Annotated in this window: 21 protein-coding genes and 1 riboswitch; of the genes, 13 read left to right on the top strand and 8 right to left on the bottom strand. The window is 65.7% G+C overall.

Going from position 1 to position 20315, the window contains the following annotated elements; all coding sequences use genetic code 11:
* Positions 1 to 153 precede the first annotated feature (153 nt).
* The 3 genes from LJ656_RS17210 to LJ656_RS17200 all read left to right on the top strand — a co-directional run bounded on the left by LJ656_RS17210 (position 154) and on the right by LJ656_RS17200 (position 2780).
* On the top strand, positions 154 to 978 hold the full coding sequence (locus LJ656_RS17210) for a phosphodiesterase (protein WP_230510597.1): 825 nt from the start codon (positions 154 to 156) through the stop codon (positions 976 to 978).
* A 121-nt stretch (positions 979 to 1099) separates the two neighbouring features.
* Positions 1100 to 2299 (top strand): MFS transporter, encoded by a 1200-nt coding sequence (locus LJ656_RS17205; RefSeq protein WP_230510596.1) that lies wholly within the window; start codon positions 1100 to 1102, stop codon positions 2297 to 2299.
* Between the two features lie 31 nt (positions 2300 to 2330).
* Positions 2331 to 2780, top strand: a complete 450-nt coding sequence (locus tag LJ656_RS17200; RefSeq protein WP_230510595.1) for a DUF1493 family protein — start codon at positions 2331 to 2333, stop codon at positions 2778 to 2780.
* On the opposite strand, the gene LJ656_RS17195 is transcribed toward LJ656_RS17200, so the two are convergent.
* From LJ656_RS17195 to LJ656_RS17175, 5 genes are all read right to left on the bottom strand, one after another.
* A complete protein-coding gene (locus LJ656_RS17195) occupies positions 2702 to 3133 on the bottom strand; it encodes a response regulator (RefSeq protein WP_230510594.1) in 432 nt (143 codons plus the stop codon). The genes LJ656_RS17200 and LJ656_RS17195 overlap by 79 nt on opposite strands.
* A 20-nt stretch (positions 3134 to 3153) precedes the next feature.
* Positions 3154 to 3786 (bottom strand): response regulator, encoded by a 633-nt coding sequence (locus tag LJ656_RS17190; RefSeq protein WP_230510593.1) that lies wholly within the window; start codon positions 3784 to 3786, stop codon positions 3154 to 3156.
* 116 nt (positions 3787 to 3902) lie between these two features.
* Positions 3903 to 4460: a ferritin-like domain-containing protein gene (locus tag LJ656_RS17185; protein WP_230510592.1), complete on the bottom strand. Its 558-nt coding sequence runs from the start codon at positions 4458 to 4460 to the stop codon at positions 3903 to 3905.
* A gap of 127 nt (positions 4461 to 4587) precedes the next feature.
* Positions 4588 to 4749: a DUF1328 domain-containing protein gene (locus tag LJ656_RS17180; protein ID WP_230510591.1), complete on the bottom strand. Its 162-nt coding sequence runs from the start codon at positions 4747 to 4749 to the stop codon at positions 4588 to 4590.
* A 53-nt stretch (positions 4750 to 4802) separates the two neighbouring features.
* Positions 4803 to 4979, bottom strand: a complete 177-nt coding sequence (locus LJ656_RS17175; protein WP_230510590.1) for a DUF1328 family protein — start codon at positions 4977 to 4979, stop codon at positions 4803 to 4805.
* 152 nt (positions 4980 to 5131) lie between these two features.
* Here LJ656_RS17175 and LJ656_RS17170 point away from each other — a divergent pair, with 152 nt between their 5' ends.
* Together LJ656_RS17170 and LJ656_RS17165 are read left to right on the top strand one after the other, a co-directional pair.
* Complete coding sequence (locus LJ656_RS17170) at positions 5132 to 6622, top strand: sensor histidine kinase (protein ID WP_425605949.1); 1491 nt, start codon at positions 5132 to 5134, stop codon at positions 6620 to 6622.
* A gap of 219 nt (positions 6623 to 6841) precedes the next feature.
* The gene (locus LJ656_RS17165; protein ID WP_075301481.1) at positions 6842 to 6979 is read left to right on the top strand and encodes an entericidin A/B family lipoprotein; all 138 of its coding nucleotides are present in this window, start codon (positions 6842 to 6844) and stop codon (positions 6977 to 6979) included.
* A 330-nt stretch (positions 6980 to 7309) separates the two neighbouring features.
* Here the strand turns inward: LJ656_RS17165 and LJ656_RS17160 are convergent, their stop codons facing one another.
* Complete coding sequence (locus LJ656_RS17160) at positions 7310 to 8104, bottom strand: DUF4397 domain-containing protein (RefSeq protein WP_230510589.1); 795 nt, start codon at positions 8102 to 8104, stop codon at positions 7310 to 7312.
* Between the two features lie 308 nt (positions 8105 to 8412).
* Between LJ656_RS17160 and LJ656_RS17155 the strand changes: the two genes are divergently transcribed.
* On the top strand, positions 8413 to 10449 hold the full coding sequence (locus LJ656_RS17155) for an NADPH-dependent 2,4-dienoyl-CoA reductase (RefSeq protein WP_230510588.1): 2037 nt from the start codon (positions 8413 to 8415) through the stop codon (positions 10447 to 10449).
* 22 nt (positions 10450 to 10471) lie between these two features.
* Here the strand turns inward: LJ656_RS17155 and LJ656_RS17150 are convergent, their stop codons facing one another.
* Positions 10472 to 11395 carry an EamA family transporter gene (locus LJ656_RS17150; protein WP_230510587.1) on the bottom strand — a complete coding sequence of 308 codons (924 nt, stop codon included), beginning with the start codon at positions 11393 to 11395 and terminating at the stop codon, positions 10472 to 10474.
* A 140-nt stretch (positions 11396 to 11535) separates the two neighbouring features.
* Between LJ656_RS17150 and LJ656_RS17145 the strand changes: the two genes are divergently transcribed.
* The gene (locus LJ656_RS17145) at positions 11536 to 11793 is read left to right on the top strand and encodes a hypothetical protein (protein ID WP_230510586.1); all 258 of its coding nucleotides are present in this window, start codon (positions 11536 to 11538) and stop codon (positions 11791 to 11793) included.
* Between the two features lie 170 nt (positions 11794 to 11963).
* On the opposite strand, the gene LJ656_RS17140 is transcribed toward LJ656_RS17145, so the two are convergent.
* The gene (locus LJ656_RS17140) at positions 11964 to 12413 is read right to left on the bottom strand and encodes a hypothetical protein (protein ID WP_230510585.1); all 450 of its coding nucleotides are present in this window, start codon (positions 12411 to 12413) and stop codon (positions 11964 to 11966) included.
* Positions 12414 to 13074: 661 nt separating this feature from the next.
* Between LJ656_RS17140 and LJ656_RS17135 the strand changes: the two genes are divergently transcribed.
* From LJ656_RS17135 to LJ656_RS17110, 6 genes are all read left to right on the top strand, one after another.
* Complete coding sequence (locus LJ656_RS17135; protein WP_230510584.1) at positions 13075 to 13476, top strand: GreA/GreB family elongation factor; 402 nt, start codon at positions 13075 to 13077, stop codon at positions 13474 to 13476.
* Positions 13477 to 13616: 140 nt separating this feature from the next.
* Positions 13617 to 13734, top strand: a riboswitch (TPP riboswitch).
* Positions 13735 to 13829: 95 nt separating this feature from the next.
* Positions 13830 to 15761: a phosphomethylpyrimidine synthase ThiC gene (thiC, locus tag LJ656_RS17130; protein ID WP_230510583.1), complete on the top strand. Its 1932-nt coding sequence runs from the start codon at positions 13830 to 13832 to the stop codon at positions 15759 to 15761.
* Positions 15762 to 16090: 329 nt separating this feature from the next.
* Positions 16091 to 16303, top strand: a complete 213-nt coding sequence (locus LJ656_RS17125) for a glycine zipper 2TM domain-containing protein (RefSeq protein WP_230510582.1) — start codon at positions 16091 to 16093, stop codon at positions 16301 to 16303.
* Positions 16304 to 16680: 377 nt separating this feature from the next.
* Positions 16681 to 17058 (top strand): hypothetical protein, encoded by a 378-nt coding sequence (locus LJ656_RS17120; RefSeq protein WP_230510581.1) that lies wholly within the window; start codon positions 16681 to 16683, stop codon positions 17056 to 17058.
* A gap of 279 nt (positions 17059 to 17337) precedes the next feature.
* A complete protein-coding gene (locus tag LJ656_RS17115) occupies positions 17338 to 18936 on the top strand; it encodes an L-lactate permease (protein WP_230510580.1) in 1599 nt (532 codons plus the stop codon).
* Between the two features lie 316 nt (positions 18937 to 19252).
* Positions 19253 to 20179: a DMT family transporter gene (locus LJ656_RS17110; protein ID WP_230510579.1), complete on the top strand. Its 927-nt coding sequence runs from the start codon at positions 19253 to 19255 to the stop codon at positions 20177 to 20179.
* Positions 20180 to 20315 lie beyond the last annotated feature (136 nt).

The raw sequence follows: 20315 nt of genomic DNA, 5'->3' as shown, positions 1-20315 counted from the left end.
GAATTCTACCATTGCGTCGCCGGGCGCCCAAGAGCCACCGCGGTCGGCATCTCGATCGCCCCGAACGCGCTACATGCGCTATCCTGGAGACAGCGTCAAAGACAGCGCCGGCTCGCGGCGCTCAACACGCAGGAACCCGAAGGATTCCCCACCATGCTGCTGGCTCAAATTAGCGACCTGCATATCAAGCAAGCGGGCGTGCTCGCGTATCGCCGCGTCGACACCGCCGCCTGTCTGACGCGCTGCGTCACCGCGCTCAATGCGCTTGCGCCGCGTCCCGACGCGGTGCTGATCACCGGCGACCTCGTCGACCAAGGCGACTCGCGACAGTACGCACACCTGAGGACGCTGCTCGCGCCGCTCGAAATCCCGTACTTCCTGATGGTCGGCAATCACGACGAACGCGCCGCGTTGCGCGCGGCGTTTCCCGAGCGAGCGGAACTGCGAGGCGGCGGCGAATTCGTCCAGTACGCGGTCGATGTCGGACCGCTACGCGTGCTCGCACTCGATTCGATGGTGCCCGGCCAGAGCGGCGGCACGCTGTGCGATGCGCGGCTCGACTGGCTCGCCCGGCAACTCGACGCGGCGCGCAGCAAGCCGGTCGTGGTCGCGCTGCATCATCCGCCGTTCGCGTGCGGAATTGGCCATATGGACGACATGCGCCTCGACCAGGCGGCGGCTCACAAGCTCGCGGCGCTGATCGGCCAGCATCCGAACGTCGAGCGCGTGCTGTGCGGCCACGTGCACCGCGCGATGTTCGTGCGCTTCGGCGGCACGATCGCGAGCGCGATTCCGGCGCCCGCGCATCAGGTCGCGCTCGATCTGCGCGAACACGCGCCGTCGGCGTTCGTGATGGAACCGCCCGCTTATGCGCTGCATCGCTACGAGCCGGCGACCGGTCTCGTCACGCATCACGCGTATGTCGATGCGGCCGACGGACCGTATCCGTTCCATGACGAAGGCGGCCCGATCGACTGAACGCCGGCACCGAATGAACGATCCGGCGACGCACCGTCGTCGACAGCAGGAACCACGCTGCTCCGGTATGATCGGCACGCTTGAGGACCGTGCATGGGCCGGTCCGCCGATCCTTTCTGTCATGGCCACTCCCGACGCCTCCACCTCCGCTTCCTCCGCGCGGTCGTTGCGCAGCCTGTTGCTGCTGCTCGCGACGATCGCCGGCATCTCGGTCGCGAACATCTATTACAACCAGCCGCTGCTCGACAACTTCCGCCAGTCGTTTCCGGGCAGCGCGTCGTGGGTCGGCGCGGTGCCGGCCGTCACGCAGCTCGGCTACGCGGCCGGCATGCTGCTGCTCGCGCCGCTCGGCGACCGCTTCGACCGGCGCCGGCTGATCCTGCTGCAGATCGCCGGGATGTGCGTCGCGCTGATCGTCGCGGCCACCGCGCCGACGCTCGCGGTGCTGATCGTCGCGAGTCTGGCGATCGGCGTGCTCGCGACGATCGCGCAGCAGGCGGTGCCGTTCGCGGCCGAACTCGCGCCGCCGTCCGAACGCGGTCACGCGGTCGGCATGGTGATGAGCGGTCTGCTGCTCGGCATCCTACTCGCACGGACCGCGTCGGGCATCGTCGCCGAATACTTCGGCTGGCGCGCGGTGTTCGGCGCGTCGGTGCTCGCGCTGGTGGCGCTCGCGGTCGTCATCATTCTGCGTTTGCCGAAGAGTCAGCCGACTTCGACGCTGCCGTACGGCAAGCTGATGGTGTCGATGTGGCATCTGGTGGTCGAGCATCGCGCGCTGCGCGAAGCGTCGTTGACCGGCGCCTCGCTGTTCGGCGCGTTCAGCATCTTCTGGTCGGTGCTCGCGCTGCTGCTCGCGGGCGCGCCGTTTCATCTCGGGCCGCAGGCCGCGGGGCTATTCGGCATCGTCGGCGCGGCGGGCGCGCTGGCCGCGCCGCTCGCCGGCAAGTTCGCCGACCGGCGCGGACCGCGCGCGATCATCACCGTCTCGCTCGTGCTGGTCGCGATCTCGTTCGTGATTTTCGGGGCGTCGGCGAAGAGCATCGCCGGGCTGGTAGTCGGCGTGATCATTCTCGATATCGGCGTGCAGGCCGCGCAGATTTCGAATCAGTCGCGCATTTACGCGCTCAAGCCCGATGCGCGCAGTCGCGTGAATACCGTGTACATGGTCGCGTATTTCATCGGCGGCGCGTTGGGCTCGGGGGTCGGCGCGATCGTCTGGCCGATGTTCGGCTGGATTGGCGTGAGCATCGCGGGCATCGTGTTCGTCGCGCTCGGCGCGTGGAATCATTTGCGGTTGCCGGCGCGGGCGGGGAATTGATCGCAATGCCAGGCCATAGCGAGGAACTTCGATGAACGACACATGGCCTGATCTCGAACAATTCATCCGCGAAATGCGCGGCCCTTCTCTCTTCTCTCTCGACGAAGAACTAAGCCGCGAGATGGATCTGTATCACGATCTCGATTGGGAACCGCCAAGAATCGTCGAGGTGATGCAGGCATGGGCCGAGCGCTTCCAGGTGGACCTGCGCGATTTCGACGTCAGCTACTACGTTCCCACCGCCAGCATGCGAAAGCGCGATGCCGTCGCGGCCGCGCTGAAGTCGCCGTTCAGCGCCACAGCGCGCGAACTATTCGAGGGGCCGCGAACTCACGCTCGGCATGCTCGAAGAAGCAATGCAGCGCGGCGCATGGCAGCGCGACTAACCACCAGCCGCAGCACTCACCTGCCGCCCCCGCGCTCCTGCGCATACTCATGCAACGCGTCGAGCACCCGGTCGAACTCGAACGACTTGTCGTAAAAGTGGCGCACCCCGTACTGCTCGCAACGCGCACGATACGCGGGCAGCGCGTGATTGGTCAGCACCGCCGCGAACATCGAATCGATCAATCCCTCGCGTTGTAGATACGCGAGCACCGGCACCCCCGAGCCCTGTTTCAGTTGCAGATCGACGATCACCGCGTCGAACGCTTCGGCGTCCAGCAGCGCGATCGCCTGCTCGGCCGAATCGGCATACGCGGCCACCTGCAACAATCCCGACGAATCGATCGCCTCCACGAGAGAGCGCCGAATCAGCGGCGAATCCTCGATCAGCAGCACGCGCAGCGGCGCGTGAGCGGCTGATCCATCGACAGGGTTCGGTTCGCTGTTCATCGGCGTGTCTCGCTCGTCCATCATTCGATCAAACCGTTCTTGATCGCGTAATAGGTGAGGTCCGCGTTGTTCGTCAGACGCATCTTCTCGAGCACGCGCGCGCGATACGTGCTGATGGTCTTCACCGACAGATGCAGTTCCTCGGCGATTTCGGTCGGCAATTGCCCGGCCGCGAGCTTGCAGAAGATCTGGAATTCACGCTCCGACAACGCTTCATGCGGCCGGCCCGCGGCGGGTTTGTCGAGATTGTCGGCGAGCGTGTCGGCGACCGCCTCCGACAGATAGCGATGCCCGCGCGCAACCGAGCGGATCGCGCGGACGATTTCGTCGGGCTCGCAATCCTTGTTCAGATAGCCGTTCGCCCCGGCGCGCAGCAGGTTGATCGCGTACTGGCTTTCCGGGTAGCCGGACAGAATCAGCACGCCCTGCTCGGGACGCACCTGCTTGATCACGCGCAGCGTGTCGATACCGTTCTTGTCCGGCATCGCGATGTCGAGCAGCACCACGTCGAACGCCTGCTCGCGCACGAGACTGATCGCCTCCTCGCCGGTGGCCGCCTCCGCGGCGACGCACATATCCGGCTCGTCGGCGACGAACTGTCTGAAACCGCCTCGAACGATCGCGTGATCGTCAGCTATCAGCACTCGAATCATCGGTTGGGTGTCCGTGCAAAGAGCGTCGCTCCGAAGCCGATATTGTAATGAGCCGCGCCACGCCCGCGCGGCGCGGGTCGCCGCCGCTTCACCACCGCTCGCGGCGTGAGCGTGCGTTATTCGCGCCCTTCGAGCAGGTCGGCCATATCGTCCGCATGCTCTTCCTCGACCGCGAGGATCTCCTCGAACAGCCGCCGCGTGGTCACGTCCTTGTCTCCCAGATAGCGAATGATCTCGCGATACGTATCGATCGCGATGCGCTCCGCAATGAGGTTCTCGCGGATCATGTCGGTCAGGTCGGTGCCTTCCTTGTACTCGGAATGCGCGCGGCCCTTGATGCCGTCCGGCGCGAAATCGGGCTCGCCGCCCAACTGCACGATCCGTTCGGCGAGCCGGTCCGCATGCTCCTGCTCCTCGCTCGCATGCTCGGCGAATTCCGCCGCCACCGCCTCGGAATTGATGCCCTTCGCCATGAAGTAATGCCGCTTGTAGCGCAGCGTGCAGACGATTTCGGTGGCAAGTGCATCGTTGAGCAGCTTGAGCACCGTCTCGCGGTGGGCGCCGTAGGTTGCGGTCACCGGACCATCGGACATGTGCTTGCGCGCGTCGTCGCGAATCTTCTGCAGATCCATCGAAAACGAACCGCCCGCCTGGGCGTCAGATTGCTTCGTCATCGAACTTCTCCTTGAACCGTATTGGGGGAACCCGCGCACCAGCACGAATCGCGCCTGGCGCACGGGTGAAAACTGTTGGCGTTCCGCGTACTTCGCGAGTACTGCGCGCGGCGCCGGCTTGTTATCGCTACGTTCGGAACACGCCGAGCAACAACGTGACCACGAACACGACGAGGAAGATATAGAACAGGACCTTCGCGATCTCGGCCGCGCCGGCCGCGATGCCGGTAAAGCCGAACACCGCGGCGATAATTGCAATCACAAAAAACACAATGGCATAGTGAAGCATGGCATTTCTCCCTTTGTTATCGGCTTGCGATGGCAACGAGCAAAGCCGCGTCGCTAATCGATCATTTTCTTCGTCACCACGAAGCCGAGCACGAGGAACACCACGCACAGCACGACGAAGACGAAGAACAGGAACTTCGCGATGGCCGCGGCGCCGGCGGCGATCCCGGTGAAGCCGAGAACGCCGGCAATCACGGCGACGACCGCGAAGATCAGTGCCCACTTCAACATGGTTGCCTCCCGAAACATTGATTGAACGATCGGGTCCATGCTATCGATGCAGCGCGGCGCGCGCATTCCGACGCTCGCCGTTTTTCGTGTGAGAATCCGCTTACATCGGATTACAACGGCGTTACGCCGCAATCCTCGCCAAGGAGTCGAACGTGTCGAACGTGCAGAACCTGCCGGAAGTGCGCAGCGCTACGAGCGCCGCGCGACTCGCCGACTGGATGCGCAACCGCAGCTGGGCGATCGCGATGACGGTCGCGATCGTGATTACCGTCGGCGGTCTGGTGATTCTCGAGACCGCGCGCCAGCGCATCACCGCCGAATATGAAACCGCGCTGGAAGCGCGCGACGTGACCGTGCAACTGAGCACGCTCGCGAGCGAGCTAGCGCGCCTCGACGCGCACCAGAACCAGTTTCTTCTGACGAAGGACGACGTCGCCGCGCAGGCGTTCTGCGCGAGCGCCGCGCGCATTCGCGACAACACCCGGCAACTGGAGCGCTTCTACCGCGGCGGCCGCGCGGACAACGCTGAGCTCGCCAGCTTCACGCAGATCCTCGCGCTCATCGACGCGCGCATCGGCGCGGGCGCCGCCGCGCTGCAGCACGCGGCGCCCCACCCGCTCGAACTGCGCGCATGCGGCGAGGCCGCCAGTGTGAATCCGGCCGACGCGTCGCTGATCGACAGCACGCTCACGCTGCTGCGCGACAACGAAGAGCGGCGCGCGCAGCACGCGCTGGCCGCGAGCCGCGCCGATCAGCGGCTCTCGACGCTGTGCGCGGCCGGTTTGTCCGCGTTGAACATCGTGCTGTTCATCCTGCTGTTTCGCAATCTCGGCATCCAGATCGACCGGCAGGCGCGCGCGCAACGGCAGCTGATCACGCAGCAGGAAGAACTGGATCAGCTGGTCAATGAGCGCACCCGCCAGCTTGAAGCGCTCGGCTGGCATCTGCAGGCGGTCAGCGAAAACGAAAAAACCCAGCTCGCGCGCGAGCTGCACGACGAACTCGGCGCGATTCTGACCGCGTGCCGGATGGACGTCGCGTGGGCACGCCGCAAATTGAAGGACAGCGAACCCGAACTCGCCGACAAGCTCCAGCGCGCGCTCGCCAATCTCGACCAGGGGATCGCGCTGAAGCGCCGCATCATCGAAGACATGCGTCCGACCGTGCTCGCCAACTTCGGACTCGTCACCGCGCTGCGCACGCTCGCCGACGAAGCCGCGCAGCGCAACGGCTGGGCGCTCGAACTGCACCTGCCGGCCGACGACATCCAGCTCGACGAGCAGACCGAGATCGCGCTCTTTCGGGTCGCTCAGGAGTCCCTGACAAATGCGGCGAAATATGCGCGGGCGTCGAAGGTGTCGATTGCGTTGCGCGTCGACGACGGCGAGGTCGCGCTGCATATCGCCGACAACGGCGTGGGCATCATGCCGGCCGATCTGAAACGCACCCACACGCATGGGCTGCTCGGAATGCGCCAACGCGTCGCCGCGCACGGCGGGCGCTTCGAGATTCGCCGCGGCCCGCACAACGGCACCGATATCGATGTCGTGATGCCGAGCGCGAGCACCGCGACGCCATCGGTCGATGTGCGGCAGGAAATACCGCCCGCGGTGCCTCCCACAGCGTCGCAAAACCCGCTGTAGCAACGCTGCCCGGCGCCCCGATGCGACCCGCTGTAGGACGACGCCGACGCCAACACCGGAGTGCGCCTACAACAAAATCGCGGCGCCGCCGACAGCGCCGCCTCCGCCCTTTTTTTACCATGCAATCAGGCCGGTTCGAGACCGGATGGAAACCTGATCGACTGGCATGTCCCCGGTCGGACGACATCAACCGATGCATTCTCGACAAGGAGAACTTTCATGACTCGACTGATCGCTGTGCTTCTGCTTGCAGGAACCGCCGTGCTGGCCACCGGTTGCAACACGATGGCCGGCGCCGGTGAGGATATTTCGAAGGGCGGCAACGCGTTGACGAACTCGGCGGAAAAGGCGAAATAAAACGCGAAATAAGAGACGAAACAACGGCGCAGCGGGCACGCGAGCCGCGCCCGTCGTCACCGGGTTTTACGCAGGATTGCCAGGCGCCCGCCGCGGGAAACCGCGGCGGGCTTTTTCGTGCGCGGCGTTCATGCGCGGCGTTGACTCACGACAGAAAGTCGGAAATGAAAACAGAACGGCGACCCGCTTTCGCGGTGTCGCCGTTCTGCCCTTCCAGCGCCTGCTATTGCGCAGTCCTTGTTATCGGCAGCGCGTGCGCACCAACCCCGCACGCGCCGCGGCGGGCACCTCGTGAGTGCCCGCGCCGTCACCCCCCGCTATGCGCCGCCGTCACTGCCCGGTCAGCGCATTCGTCAACTCGATGCTCGGCGTGCTGGTGTTGCCGTTCTGCGCGATCAGCAGATGGATCTGCCCCGGCAGCAGCTGGCTCAACGCGCCGCCGATCGGCACCGACGTAATCAGCCAGTCCGCGTTATTCGCAAGCGAGAACGCGGCCGACCGGAAGATCGGCGTCTTGTTGCCGGACACGGTCGCGATCAGCACGTACTGCCCGCCCGACACGTAGATCGAATCCTGGCCGCTCGCCGGCACCGCATTCTTGAACGACACGCCGGCCAGCGTCGGCGACACGTTCGACACGTCGGTGGTGCCTGCCTGCACGAGGTAGAGATCGAGATTGCTCGCATTGGCCGACGCATTGAAGCTGCGCACGCGCGCATCGTTGGTCAGCAGGCCCTTGTCGAACGGATCGTCGATCAGGTCGATGTCGGGCGCGCTCAGTCCGGGTAACGCGAGCACCGTGTATTCATGGCCTTTCGCGACGTTCGGGAACGTGCCGCTGGCGAGCGCGGTCGTCGAACCGGTGGCCGCGTACGCGACGGTGGTCGAACCGGTGTTGATGTTGGTGAGATTGGTCACCCCCTTGTACGCGATGTTGGTCTGCCCGGACGGCGCGCTGCCGTTGACGAGGAAGTCGACCGCCGGGCCGCCCGGAATCGCGTGAATGAAGTGGATCTGCGGATTGGTCAGCCCAAGCTCCTTGCCGGCATCGCTGCTACCGCCGCCGCACGCGCTGAGAATCGATGCGGCTGCAACCACTGCCGCGATGGTTCGGATCGCTTTCATTATGTTCACCTGTGTCGATGTCGGGCTTGACGCCCTTGCCTATTGATATGCGGACTGCCGCCGCGAAGCTCGCGGCTGCCCTCCCCCATCCGAACCGGAGCGCGCGCCATGCATTGGTTAAGGCGAGCACCGTGGCGGTGGATGCTCGCAAATAGCAATGCATGTGCCGCGACAATGCCAGGGACTTGCGAGCCGCACGAAGCTCTCGCGCGGCAGCACCGGGCCGCGATTTAGAATTTTTCCTCGGCCGTCAGGCACGCGCGCGCGGTGTATCGTTCGAGCGGCTTCCTTCCTTACACGGCTTTCGCATGTCTTACCAACACTTACTCGCCGAGCTCGATCTCGGCTTCACGCGGCTGCGCAATCGCGTCGTGATGGGTTCGATGCACACCGGCATGGAAGACCGCTTCTGGCATTACCCGCAACTGGCCGCGTACTTTCGCGAGCGCGCCAAGGGCGGCGTCGGTCTGATCATTACCGGCGGCATCTCGCCCAATCGCGAGGGCTGGCTGCTGCCGTTCGGCGGCACGCTGAACTCGGTATTCGATCTGCGCAATCACCGGCTGCTGACCGAAGCGGTGCATGCCGAAGGCGGCAAGATCGCGCTGCAGATCCTGCATGCGGGACGCTATGGCTATCAGCCGTTCGTGGTGTCGGCATCGAGGTTGAAGTCGCCGATCTCGAAGTTCAGGCCGCGCGCGTTGAGCGTCGCCGGCATCGCGAGGACCGTGCGTGCTTATGCGCGCTGCGCGCGCCTCGCGCAGCGCGCCGGCTACGACGGCGTCGAGATCATGGGCAGCGAAGGTTATCTGCTGAACCAGTTCCTGTGTCCGCGCACCAACCAGCGCACCGACGAGTACGGCGGCAGCCTCGAGAACCGGATGCGGCTCGCGCGCGAAATCGTCGAACGGGTGCGGCAAGTGTGCGGCGAGCGCTTTATCGTCGTGTACCGGCTGTCGCTGATCGATCTGGTCGAAGGCGGCAATACGTGGGACGAAACCGTGCAGGTCGCGCAAGCGCTCGAAGCAGCCGGCGTGACGATCTTCAATAGCGGGATCGGCTGGCACGAGGCGCGGGTGCCGACCATCGTGACCTCGGTGCCGCGCGCCGCGTTCGTCGCGCTCAGCGCGCGCCTGAAGGCCGCGGTCAATGTGCCGGTGATCGCGTCGAACCGCATCAACACGCCGGAGATCGGCGACACGCTGATCGCCGACGGCGCGGCCGATCTGGTGTCGATGGCGCGGCCGCTGCTGGCCGACCCCGAGTTCGTGCTGAAGGTCGCCGAGGGACGCGCGCACGAAATCAACACCTGCATCGCCTGCAATCAGGCCTGCCTCGATCACACGTTCAAGAACCAGCGCGCGAGCTGCCTCGTCAATCCGCGCGCGGGCCGCGAGACCGAACTCGTCTACCGGCCGCTCGCGCATGCGCAGGCCGCGCGCTCAATCGCGGTGGTCGGCGCGGGGCCGGCCGGGTTATCGGCGGCGACAGTGGCCGCCGCGCGCGGTCATCGGGTGACGCTTTTCGAAGCGAGCGACACGCTCGGCGGCCAGTTCAATCTCGCGATGCGGGTGCCGGGCAAGGAAGAGTTCAGCGAAACGATCCGCTATTTCCGCAGCCAGTTGCAGCGCCATCACGTCGACGTGCGGCTCGGCACCCGCGTCGATGCTGCGCTGCTCGCGGCCGGCGGGTTCGATGACGCGATCGTCGCGACCGGCATCGTGCCGCGCCGGCCGGCGATCGCCGGGATCGACGGGCCCAACGTGCTGTCGTATGTCGACGTGCTGCGCGGCGCGCCGGTCGGCGCACGGGTCGCGGTGATCGGCGCGGGCGGAATCGGCTTCGACGTCAGCGAGTTTCTGCTGCATCGCGCGGGCGAGCCGTTGCCGGTGCCGCGCGATACGTGGCTCGACGAATGGGGCGTCGACCTCGCGGTGCGCGAGCGCGGTGGACTGAAACCGCCGTCGCCCGCGCGACCGCCGCGGCAGATCTGGCTGTTGCAGCGCAAGCCCGGCAAGCTCGGCGCGGGGCTCGGCAAGACTTCGGGCTGGGTGCATCGCGCGACGCTGGCCAGAAACGGTGTGCAGATGCTCGGCGGCGTCGAGTATCGCGAGATCGGTGCGCGCGGTCTGCGCATCGCGCGCGACGGTGTCGAGCAATGGCTCGACGTCGATACGATCGTCGTCTGCGCGGGGCAGGAGTCGCAGCTTGAGTTGCTGCCCGCGACCGGCGGCGGGCGCGCCGGCGGTCCACGCTTTCATGTGATCGGCGGCGCGAAGCTCGCGACCGAACTCGATGCGAAGCGCGCGATTCGCGAAGGCGCGGAACTCGCGGCGAGACTTTGACGAAGGCCGCGCCGCTGACTTTCTACGCGCTGCCCTTCTTCCGGTAATCGAACCAGAAAGACAAACCGACGCTCAGCAAAATTACGAGCGTCGCGATCACCGTATAGCGGGTGACCTGTTCGCCGAGCAACAGCGCGCCGAGCGCGACCGCGACGAGCGGATTCACGTACATGCAACTGCTCGCGATGATCGGGCTGGTATGACGGATCAGAAAGCCGTACGCGACATACGCGGCCATCGAACCGATCAGCACCAGATACAAAAACGCTAGCACCGGCAGGAAATGCAGTTCGAGCATCCGCTCGCCGGAGATCAACGCGAGCACCGTCGATATCGCGCCGCCCAGGCCGATCTGCAGCGCGGTCGACAGAAACAGATCCGACGGCAGCTTCAGTTGCGCGGCCAGTTGCGCGCCGCCGGCCCAGAACAGCGCGCCGCACAGAATCGCCAGACTGCCGCCGGCCGAGCCCGGGGTGTTGTCGCCGTGACTGAGAATCGCGATGCCGACCAGCCCGAGCCCGACCGCGACCCATTCGCCGCGGCCGATCTTGCGGCCGGCGAGCGCCGCGATCACAGTCGCGAACAGCGGCACGGTCGCGACCATCACGGCTGCGGTGCCGGTGCCGACCGTGCGCATCCCGTACGCGAGCATGCCGCTCGACAGGCCCACCAACATCGTGCCGACGAGGCCGGCGTTGCGCACTTCGGCGACGCTCGGCCAGACCGGCTTGCGCCGCACCGCGAACGCGAACAGTCCGAGGCCGGCGAACAGGTTGCGCAGCCCCGACATCAATAGCGGCGGAAACGAACCGAGCGCGACATGCACGCCGAGATAGGTCGAGCCCCACACGAAATAGACGACGGCGAGCGCAAGCGCGATCTGGCTGTTGCGCGAGCGCGGCAGGCGCAGCCAGTCCGGCAGAAAATCAGGCGATTGCAGCGACATGCGTTCAGTCCGCCCGGCTCGCGCGCGCAAGTTTGCGCATGATCGAACGCGCGCAGCGCGGCGCGCCTGTGCAAACGCCACCGGGGCGGGACGGCGGACACCGCATCGGCGATGCGGTCTGACGGGCGAAGCTGGCGGGCATGGTGCTGGAACGGGAAGACGTGAAAGGCGCGGGCCGCGCCGAAAGCGGCGCCGACGCCGGATCGGTCAAAACGACCCGATGCGGTGCCGGCGCGACGCGCGCCGGCATACGGAACGCCGCCGCGCGGCCTGGCGAGAAACGCCGCCGCGCGGCTTCGCATTATGCAGTAAGCGCCCAATGCGCCGGGCGGGAGAATCGTAACTTTTTAGCGTACTTGCAACAGAAAAGCCGGGGACTGAGCCGCGGCTTCAAATGACTTGCGAATTACTTCGAGGTCCGGCGTTTTCCGGCGGGCTGGATTGCCCGGCGTGGCCCGGGATCGGCAGGATCGCTAAGCACTTGGGGAGCGATCACGCATGCGCCAGCGCTTCGCGTTTTGCGGCCGCCAATCGAGCCGCCGTCCGCTCTCCAACCTGAAACTGCCGCTCACTCGTAGCTGACCACCAACGTCACGCGTGTATCGACATCGGTGCGCTTTGCGTTAAGCGACAGCACGCCGCCGCTGCGATTGACCGGGTAGTGGCCGTTGCGGGCCGCACCGACCCGGCCGTTGCCGTCGACGAAGCGCGCCGTTACCCGCTCGGCCGGCGGCGCTTTGCCGTCGACCTCCAGCGCGACATCCGCGCCGCCGGCCGCTCCCGGCGGCGCGCTGAACGTCACCGTACGCGCAAAGCCCTGCCCCGTCGCACTCGCGATACCGCCCGACATCGGCAGCGCAGCGGTGCGGATCTGCAGCGGCGGCGCGACGATCGCCCCGACGAACCGGATCACCCCGCCATTGGCCCCCGCCGCCGATGCCGCCAGCGGCGCCGCGAGCAAGGCCGCCAGTACCGCCGCATGAGCGGCGCTTCGCAACTGCATTCCTTTTGTTTTCATGCGCACCCCTCTCTGTCAGTCGGCGCGAGTCGCCTCGCGCCATTTACACGCTGCTCACGCGCTACTCACGCGCCATACACACTCCATTCACGCGCCATCGCGCGAATCGCTGCGCGAAGCGGCGCCCTTCGCCACATACTGATTAACGACGCTTTTTCGACAGGCTTGAACGCATCGCGCATCATTTGCCGGCTTCCCCGCTCGCGCGAACCGCATGCGGCGGGGCACGCGTGATCGCGAGACATAAGCGCGAGACAGAAGCGCGCGACAGCGTGCTAACATCAAGCTTTCGTTTCACGATTGCCGCATCGCTGCGATGCTCTTCGCTGCCGTTCGCCGCGCCCCCTTTCCCACCCTGTTCGTCCTGTCCCTAACGCCTATGCGCCGACTGACATTCCGTGCTCTCGCCCGCCTGCGCCGCTGCCGCGCAAGCGTCGGCGCACGTGCGGCCGGCGCGCCGCACAGCCGCGCCGGGGCGTCCCGAACGCTCCCGCTTCACGCCGCCCGGCGCCCGCACTGACGTAGCCCATCGCTGATCCGGGGCCGCGTCGCCGGGCTCCGGGCCCGCTTCGTTCGCCCCCTGGCTGCCCCCATTCGCAGATCGCGCCGCGCGTATTGCTACGCGTGTCCTTCCCTCACAGATTGATCCGGAGTACTCATCGTGAAGAAAACCAAAGCCTGCTACCTGACCGAACTCGACGTCGCCCGTCTCGAAAAACACGCAGCCGCCAACGCGAAACTGCAGGACATGCTCGACGACGTGCTCGAACGCGCGGTGATCGTCGACTCGCACGAGATCCCCGCCGACGTCGTCACGATGAACTCGCAAGCAACCCTGATCGATACGGCGAGCGGCGAGCAGATGACGTGGACCGTCGTCTATCCGCCCAACGCCGACTTCGCGCAGGGACGCCTGAACGTGTTCTCGCCGGCCGGCCTCGCGCTGCTTGGTGCGCGGCGCGGCGAGAACATCCGCTTTACGCCGCCGAGCGGCACGCAGAAGGTGCTCAAGGTGAACAAGATCCTGTATCAGCCGGAAGCCGCCGACGACTTCACGCTGTAAGCCGTCTGTTGCTGCGCCGTAAGCCCGCCGACCGGTCCTGTCCCGAGCAGCATAGAACGAATCCTGACGCGGCCGAACGTGTGATCGAGTCCACAAGCGGACAGGTTGCCAAATAGCGGGCAGGCAGTGTATTGTGTGCGCTGCTAACGCGGGGGTCCTGCGTAGCGCGGAGCTGGAGGTCCGTGCCACGTGGGTGAGAAATACCCTTTGAACCTGATCTGGATAATGCCAGCGCAGGGAAGCGTACGGATTTCGCACTCCAGCCTCACCCGCCTCATCTCTCACGCGATCTCCGGCTACTTCCGTCTCGTCTCCTGCTTAGCCGCCCCACATTGCTTTGTATGGAGACACGCATGAACGCCAATCCGAAATTCATTTCCGCCGAAGCCCACGTGGACGAGGCGGCCGTCGCGCCGTTGCCCAATTCGCGCAAGGTCTACGTGACCGGCTCGCGTCCCGACATCCGCGTGCCGATGCGCGAAATCTCGCAGGCCGACACGCCCGACGGCTTCGGCGGCGAAAAGAATCCGCCGATTTACGTGTATGACACGTCGGGCCCCTACTCGGACCCGGACGCGAAGATCGACATCCGCGCCGGTCTGCCGGCGCTGCGTCAGGCGTGGATCGAAGAGCGCGGCGACACTGAGCCGCTCAGCGGTCTGTCGAGCAGCTTCAGCCGCGAGCGCGCCGCCGACCCGGCCACCGCGCAATTGCGCTTCCCGGGCCTGCATCGCACGCCGCGCCGCGCGAAGGCCGGCAAGAACGTCACGCAGATGCACTACGCGAGACAGGGCATCGTCACGCCGGAAATGGAATACATCGCGATCCGCGAGAACCAGCGCCGCGCCGAGTATCTGGAGAGCCTGAAAGCGAGCGGTCCGAACGGCACCAAACTCGCCGCGATGATGGGCCGCCAGCATCCGGGCCAGGCGTTCGGCGCGAGCGCGTTCGGCCCGAACGGCGTTGCCGGGATCACCGCCGAATTCGTGCGCGAGGAAGTCGCGCGCGGCCGCGCGATCATCCCGAACAACATCAATCACCCGGAAAGCGAGCCGATGATCATCGGCCGCAACTTCCTCGTGAAGATCAACGCGAACATCGGCAACTCGGCGGTGACCTCGTCGATCGGCGAGGAAGTCGACAAGATGACGTGGGCGATCCGCTGGGGCGGCGACACGGTGATGGATCTGTCGACCGGCAAGCACATCCACGAAACCCGCGAATGGATCATCCGCAACAGCCCGGTGCCGATCGGCACGGTGCCGATCTATCAGGCGCTCGAAAAGGTCAACGGCAAGGCTGAAGACCTGACCTGGGAAATCTTCCGCGACACGCTGATCGAGCAGGCCGAGCAAGGCGTCGACTACTTCACGATCCACGCGGGCGTGCGCCTGCAATACGTGCCGCTGACCGCGAACCGGATGACCGGCATCGTGTCGCGCGGCGGCTCGATCATGGCCAAGTGGTGTCTCGCGCATCACAAGGAAAGCTTCCTGTACGAGCATTTCGAAGAGATCTGCGAAATCATGAAGGCGTACGACGTGGCCTTCTCGCTCGGCGACGGCCTGCGCCCCGGCTCGATCTACGACGCCAACGACGAAGCGCAGCTCGGCGAGCTGAAGACGCTCGGCGAACTCACGCAGATCGCATGGAAGCATGACGTACAGGTGATGATCGAAGGTCCGGGTCACGTGCCGATGCAACTGATCAAGGAGAACATGGACCTGCAGCTCGACTGGTGCGACGAGGCGCCGTTCTACACGCTCGGGCCGCTCACCACCGACATCGCGCCCGGCTACGACCACATCACATCGGGCATCGGCGCGGCGATGATCGGCTGGTTCGGCACCGCGATGCTGTGCTACGTGACGCCGAAGGAACACCTCGGACTGCCGAACAAGGACGACGTGAAGACCGGCATCATCACGTACAAGCTCGCCGCGCACGCGGCCGACCTCGCGAAGGGTCACCCGGGCGCGCAGGTACGCGACAACGCGTTGAGCAAGGCGCGCTTCGAATTTCGCTGGGAGGACCAGTTCAATCTCGGCCTCGACCCGGACAAGGCGCGCGAATTCCACGACGAAACGCTGCCTAAGGACTCGGCGAAGGTCGCGCATTTCTGCTCGATGTGCGGGCCGCATTTCTGCTCGATGAAGATTACCCAGGACGTGCGCGAGTTCGCCGCGCAACAGGGGATGAGCGACGATGAAGCGCTGAAGAAAGGGATGGAAGTGAAGTCGATCGAGTTCATCAAGCAGGGCGCGGAGATTTATCAGCGGCAGTAACGCTTCACGTCGCATCGAATCCCTTGCGCATCGCTTGCATCGCTTGCATCAGGAGCATCGCGGCATCGAAGCCCGCCGGCATGGCGGGCTTTTTTATTTGCGCCGCGCACGTGATGCCACGTAGAGCAGGCACGCGACCTGCTAAAGCATAGGAAACATTTGATTACCAAAGCGGCGCCGCGCTGACAAGCGCATACATCTGGATACGGCGTTCGCGGCTACGATCAAATGCAAAGGAGCGAAACGAGTGCGTCGTCGTGAATTACGCCGCTCGCGCCTACGTCAATTCGCTTGATCAAACGTGGTCAACTACAAACGGAGTCAGCATCATGAAAACGATCCGTCATCTCGGTACGCTCGCCACCATCGCGACCCTTGTGGTCAGTCTGTCGGCTTGCGACGGCATGACCCGACGTCAACGCGACACGGCCATCGGCGCGGGCGTGGGCGGCGCCGCGGGCGCGGCGATCGGCGGCAATGCACTGTCGACGCTGGGCGGCGCGGCGGCGGGCGGCATCATCGGTAACCAGGTCGGCAAGTAAGCGCGCGCATCGCGCGTGAACCTGTTCACGCGCGATGTTGAACGCGCCCGTCGATTCACACAGGATCCCGAAGCAAATTTTCAGACTACCCAGCGCGGCGCAAACCGCCGTGCCTTGTTTCTGCCTTCACATCTGTCGGACCGCGCATCTGTCGGACCGCAATAAGCCGTTACGGTTTCGCCACTGCATTCGCGCCGCAAAAGCGTAAGCTCTCCACAGTGATGCCGCGCCACGCGGTATCGAGTCCCCGGGAGCGCGCCATGAATTCACGCGTCGTTCATCCTTGCCGCGCCGCTCGCGCGCACTTTCTCCAGCATTCACGCGTTCCGCTCCGCTCCATCCGCTCTGTCCGTGCATCCGCACGTCCCACTCGCGCGATGTGGGTAGTCGTCGGCGGCGCCATCGCGTTGTCCGGCTGTTATTACTACCCGGCCAGTTACTATCCGTCCGGCTATTACACGTCGTATTACTCGACGGTGGCCGCCCAGCCGGCCGATCCGCAGCAGGCTCAAGCGCAGGTCCAGGGACAAACCTCGGCGCCGGGCACCGCGCAGGACGGCGCGCCCACTTATGCGGTCGCCGCGCCACCCGTCTATGTGGCGCCGCCCGTCTATCCCGCTTACTACCCGCCGCCTGTCTATCCCTATCCGGCCTACTACGGCTATCCCGGCTGGTACGGTCCGTCGATCGCGATCGGTATCGGCGGCTATTGGGGTGGACATTGGGGCGGGCACGGACACGGCCACTGGCATTGACGCCAGCGCGCGAGCTGCCGCTCGCTCAGGCGCCTGTCTTGCTCATCGATCAGCGCGACGCGACGCCGCCCGCCCTCGGCGGCGCGCGCCGCGCTCGTACTTTCCCGGCTTGACTCGCCGGCATTGCGCCCTATTCTTGGAAAGCCTCATGCAGCAACCGCTTAACTGCCGCGGCACCCGCTTCATCGAGTTCTCCGGCGCGCGTCCGCCCGCTTACCGCGACGCGCCCTTTTTGCGCAGTCCCGCCGCGTCGATCCGAACAACAACGAAGGAGACGTGATGTTCCATCAACTACTCACTCCGGTCGGCAATTCGCTGCTCGCGTCGTTTATGGTCGCGGCGCTGCCGATCATCGCGGTGCTCGCGCTACTCGGCTGGGCCCGTCGACCCGCGTGGCAGGCGTCGCTCGCGGGGCTGATCATCGGTCTGGTGGTGGCGATTTTCGTCTGGCAATTTCCGGTGGGACTCGCGTTCAACTCGGTCGCGGCCGGCGCGGTGTTCGCGTGCTGGCCGGTGATGTGGATCGTGTTCACCGCGATCCTGCTGTACAACATCGCGCAACGCTCGGGACGCTTCGAAGCATTCCGTGTGTGGATGATCGAGAACCTGCCCAACGACCGGCGCATCGTGCTGGTGGTGGTCGGCTTTTCGTTCGGCGCGCTGCTCGAAGGGATTTCGGGCTTCGGCACGCCGGTCGCGATCACCAGTTCGCTGCTGATCCTGCTCGGCTTTCCGACCCTCGAGGCGCTCACCTTCACGCTGATTTTCAACACCGCGCCGGTCGCGTTCGGTGCGCTCGGCGTGCCGATCACCGTGCTCGGCGCAGTCACCCATCTGCCGTCGGATCTGCTCGGCAAAATGGTCGGCCGGCAGTTACCGTTCTTCGCGGTGCTGCTGCCGTTCTATGTGATCGGCGTGTACGCGGGCTTTCGCAACATGCTGCGGATCTGGCCGGTGCTGCTGGTGTCGGGGCTGAGCTTCGCGCTGACCCAGTTCGTCGTGTCGAACTTCGTCAACTACAGCTTGACCGACGTGCTGTCGTCGCTGGTGTCGCTGATTCTCACCGTCGCGTTTCTGCGCGTGTGGAAACCGGCCGCCGATCCGCAATTCGCGGTCGACGTCGAGCGGACCGGCGATACCCGCGGCCGCATCGGCGGCGTGCAGGGCTGGTATCCATGGATCATCGTCTCGGTCGTCGTGATCATCTGGACGGTCGCGCGGATCTTTACGATCGGCAACATCAAGGTGCCGTGGCCGGGGCTCGACAAGGCCGTCTTCATCACGCTGTACAACACGCCGTACGCCGCGGTGTGGGACTTCCAGCCGCTCGCGACCGGCACCGCGATTCTGGTCGCCGCGATCATCACCGCGCTGGTCGTGCGGCTGAGCGTCGCCGAGTTCGGCCGCGCGATCGCCGACACGTGGGAGCAGACGCGCATCGCGATTCTGACCGTCGCGACGATCGTCGGCCTCGCGTATCTGATGAATTACTCGGGACTCACCTATACGCTCGGGCTCGGGGTCGCGTCGGTCGGGCCGGTGTTTCCGCTGGTGTCGGCGTTCCTCGGCTGGGTCGCGGTGTTCCTGTCGGGCAGCGACACGTCGGGCAACGCGCTGTTCGGCAACCTGCAGGTGGTGGCGGCCAAACAGCTGAACCTGAACCCGGTGCTGATGGCGGCGACCAATTCGTCGGGCGGCGTGATGGGCAAGATGATCTCGCCGCAGAACATCTCGACCGGCGTCGCCACCACCGAGCTCAAGGGCAAGGAAGGCGTGGTGTTCGCGAAGACCTTCAAGCACTCGATTCTGCTGACGGTGCTGCTCGGTCTGCTCGTGTGGGCGCAGCAGAATTTCCTGCAGTGGATGATTCCGCATTGAGGCTGCGCGTCGATCATCCGCTTTGATTGGCTGCGGCGTCACGCGGCAGTCACGCGCCGCGCACACGTCAAGCCCGCGCTGCCCCACCGGCAGCGCGGCACCGTCTACAATGCCGCCCCGGGTCTGATCGCAATTTTTCTCACATACGGGTGAGAATTGCTCGTTTTGCGCGCGCCCTCGCGACGCTTACGATCGACCCCACCGGACGCCGCCATCTCCCGTATCTTGCCGTTTCATCGCACGCTGAAACGTCTCGCGCGATTGCGCTGCTACGATGCGCTGGCGTCCCGACTCAATCGCGCGCGGCGCCTGTCCAATGAACCCCAAAAACCTGCTGCAACTCCTGATTCTCGCCGCCCTGTGGGGCGCGTCGTTCCTGTTCATCCGCGTCGGCGTCAGCGACTTCGGCGTCGCTCCGCTGATGGCGCTGCGCGTCGGAATCGGCGCGCTGTTTCTCGCCGTGGTCCTGATCGCGCGACGCCCGCTGCGGCAGTCCGCGGCCTTGCTGCGCAGCCGCGCGCTGCCGTTGCTGGTGGTCGGCATCCTCAATTCGGCCGCGCCGTTCTGCCTGTTCGCGTATGCGGAGCTGACGCTGTCGGCCGGCGCGACCTCGGTGATCAATGCGAGCGCGCCGCTGTGGGGCGCGCTAGTCGCCTTCCTGTGGCTGCGCGACAAATTGAGCGCGCTGCGCACGCTCGGGCTCGCAGTCGGTTTTCTCGGCGTGCTGATGCTGGTGTGGGATCAGATCTCGGCGCCGGCCGGCTCGGCGGCGGCGCCCTTGACCATCGCGCTCGCGGCCGGCGCCGCGCTCGCCGCGACGCTGCTGTACGGGATCGCCGCCAACTACACCAAGCGCTACCTGACCGGCGTCGACGCGCTGACCGTCGCGACCGGCACGATGCTCGGCGCGACGCTCGTGTTGCTGCCGCTCGCGGTGATCTACTGGCCCGCCGCGCCGATCTCGCCGCGCGCTTGGGGCGCGGTGATCGCGCTCGGAGTGGCCTGCACCGGCGTCGCGTACATGCTGTTTTTCCATCTGATCGCGGTGGCCGGCCCGGCACGCGCGATTGCCGTGACCTTCGTGATTCCGATCTTCGGCATTCTGTGGGGCGCGCTGTTTCTCGGCGAGGCGATCTCGCCCGGCATGCTCGCAGGCTGCGCGGTGATTCTGCTCGGCACCGCGCTCGCGACCGGCGTGGTCAAGCGCTTGCCGTGGTTCGGCACGCGCCGCGCGGATACGTGAACGTCTGCCGCGCCGGCAGGCGCGCAAAATCCACCGCACAAAAAAATAGCCCGCACTGCTGGAGTGCGGGCTAAAAACCGTCGCCCTACGAGGATAGGCGACGGGGCCACCGGGGCCGCGCGTCGCGCGGCCGTTG

The organism is Paraburkholderia sejongensis, assembly GCF_020880815.1.
Lineage (GTDB): Bacteria > Pseudomonadota > Gammaproteobacteria > Burkholderiales > Burkholderiaceae > Paraburkholderia > Paraburkholderia sejongensis.
Note: the sequence above shows the minus strand (reverse complement) of the source record. Positions and strands in the feature narration are given on the sequence as shown.

What these genes read in the sequence shown, in the direction of transcription:
- thiC (WP_230510583.1), top strand. Translation starts at nt 13,830, where the DNA reads ATGAACGCCAATCCGAAATTCATTTCCGCCGAAGCCCACGTGGACGAG.
- LJ656_RS17150 (WP_230510587.1), bottom strand. Translation starts at nt 11,395, where the DNA reads ATGTCGCTGCAATCGCCTGATTTTCTGCCGGACTGGCTGCGCCTGCCG.
- LJ656_RS17145 (WP_230510586.1), top strand. Translation starts at nt 11,536, where the DNA reads ATGGTGCTGGAACGGGAAGACGTGAAAGGCGCGGGCCGCGCCGAAAGC.
- LJ656_RS17195 (WP_230510594.1), bottom strand. Translation starts at nt 3,133, where the DNA reads ATGAACAGCGAACCGAACCCTGTCGATGGATCAGCCGCTCACGCGCCG.
- LJ656_RS17110 (WP_230510579.1), top strand. Translation starts at nt 19,253, where the DNA reads ATGAACCCCAAAAACCTGCTGCAACTCCTGATTCTCGCCGCCCTGTGG.
- LJ656_RS17155 (WP_230510588.1), top strand. Translation starts at nt 8,413, where the DNA reads ATGTCTTACCAACACTTACTCGCCGAGCTCGATCTCGGCTTCACGCGG.
- LJ656_RS17180 (WP_230510591.1), bottom strand. Translation starts at nt 4,749, where the DNA reads ATGCTTCACTATGCCATTGTGTTTTTTGTGATTGCAATTATCGCCGCG.
- LJ656_RS17120 (WP_230510581.1), top strand. Translation starts at nt 16,681, where the DNA reads ATGTGGGTAGTCGTCGGCGGCGCCATCGCGTTGTCCGGCTGTTATTAC.
- LJ656_RS17125 (WP_230510582.1), top strand. Translation starts at nt 16,091, where the DNA reads ATGAAAACGATCCGTCATCTCGGTACGCTCGCCACCATCGCGACCCTT.
- LJ656_RS17160 (WP_230510589.1), bottom strand. Translation starts at nt 8,104, where the DNA reads ATGAAAGCGATCCGAACCATCGCGGCAGTGGTTGCAGCCGCATCGATT.
- LJ656_RS17140 (WP_230510585.1), bottom strand. Translation starts at nt 12,413, where the DNA reads ATGAAAACAAAAGGAATGCAGTTGCGAAGCGCCGCTCATGCGGCGGTA.
- LJ656_RS17190 (WP_230510593.1), bottom strand. Translation starts at nt 3,786, where the DNA reads ATGATTCGAGTGCTGATAGCTGACGATCACGCGATCGTTCGAGGCGGT.
- LJ656_RS17115 (WP_230510580.1), top strand. Translation starts at nt 17,338, where the DNA reads ATGTTCCATCAACTACTCACTCCGGTCGGCAATTCGCTGCTCGCGTCG.
- LJ656_RS17185 (WP_230510592.1), bottom strand. Translation starts at nt 4,460, where the DNA reads ATGACGAAGCAATCTGACGCCCAGGCGGGCGGTTCGTTTTCGATGGAT.
- LJ656_RS17210 (WP_230510597.1), top strand. Translation starts at nt 154, where the DNA reads ATGCTGCTGGCTCAAATTAGCGACCTGCATATCAAGCAAGCGGGCGTG.
- LJ656_RS17200 (WP_230510595.1), top strand. Translation starts at nt 2,331, where the DNA reads ATGAACGACACATGGCCTGATCTCGAACAATTCATCCGCGAAATGCGC.
- LJ656_RS17175 (WP_230510590.1), bottom strand. Translation starts at nt 4,979, where the DNA reads ATGTTGAAGTGGGCACTGATCTTCGCGGTCGTCGCCGTGATTGCCGGC.
- LJ656_RS17165 (WP_075301481.1), top strand. Translation starts at nt 6,842, where the DNA reads ATGACTCGACTGATCGCTGTGCTTCTGCTTGCAGGAACCGCCGTGCTG.
- LJ656_RS17205 (WP_230510596.1), top strand. Translation starts at nt 1,100, where the DNA reads ATGGCCACTCCCGACGCCTCCACCTCCGCTTCCTCCGCGCGGTCGTTG.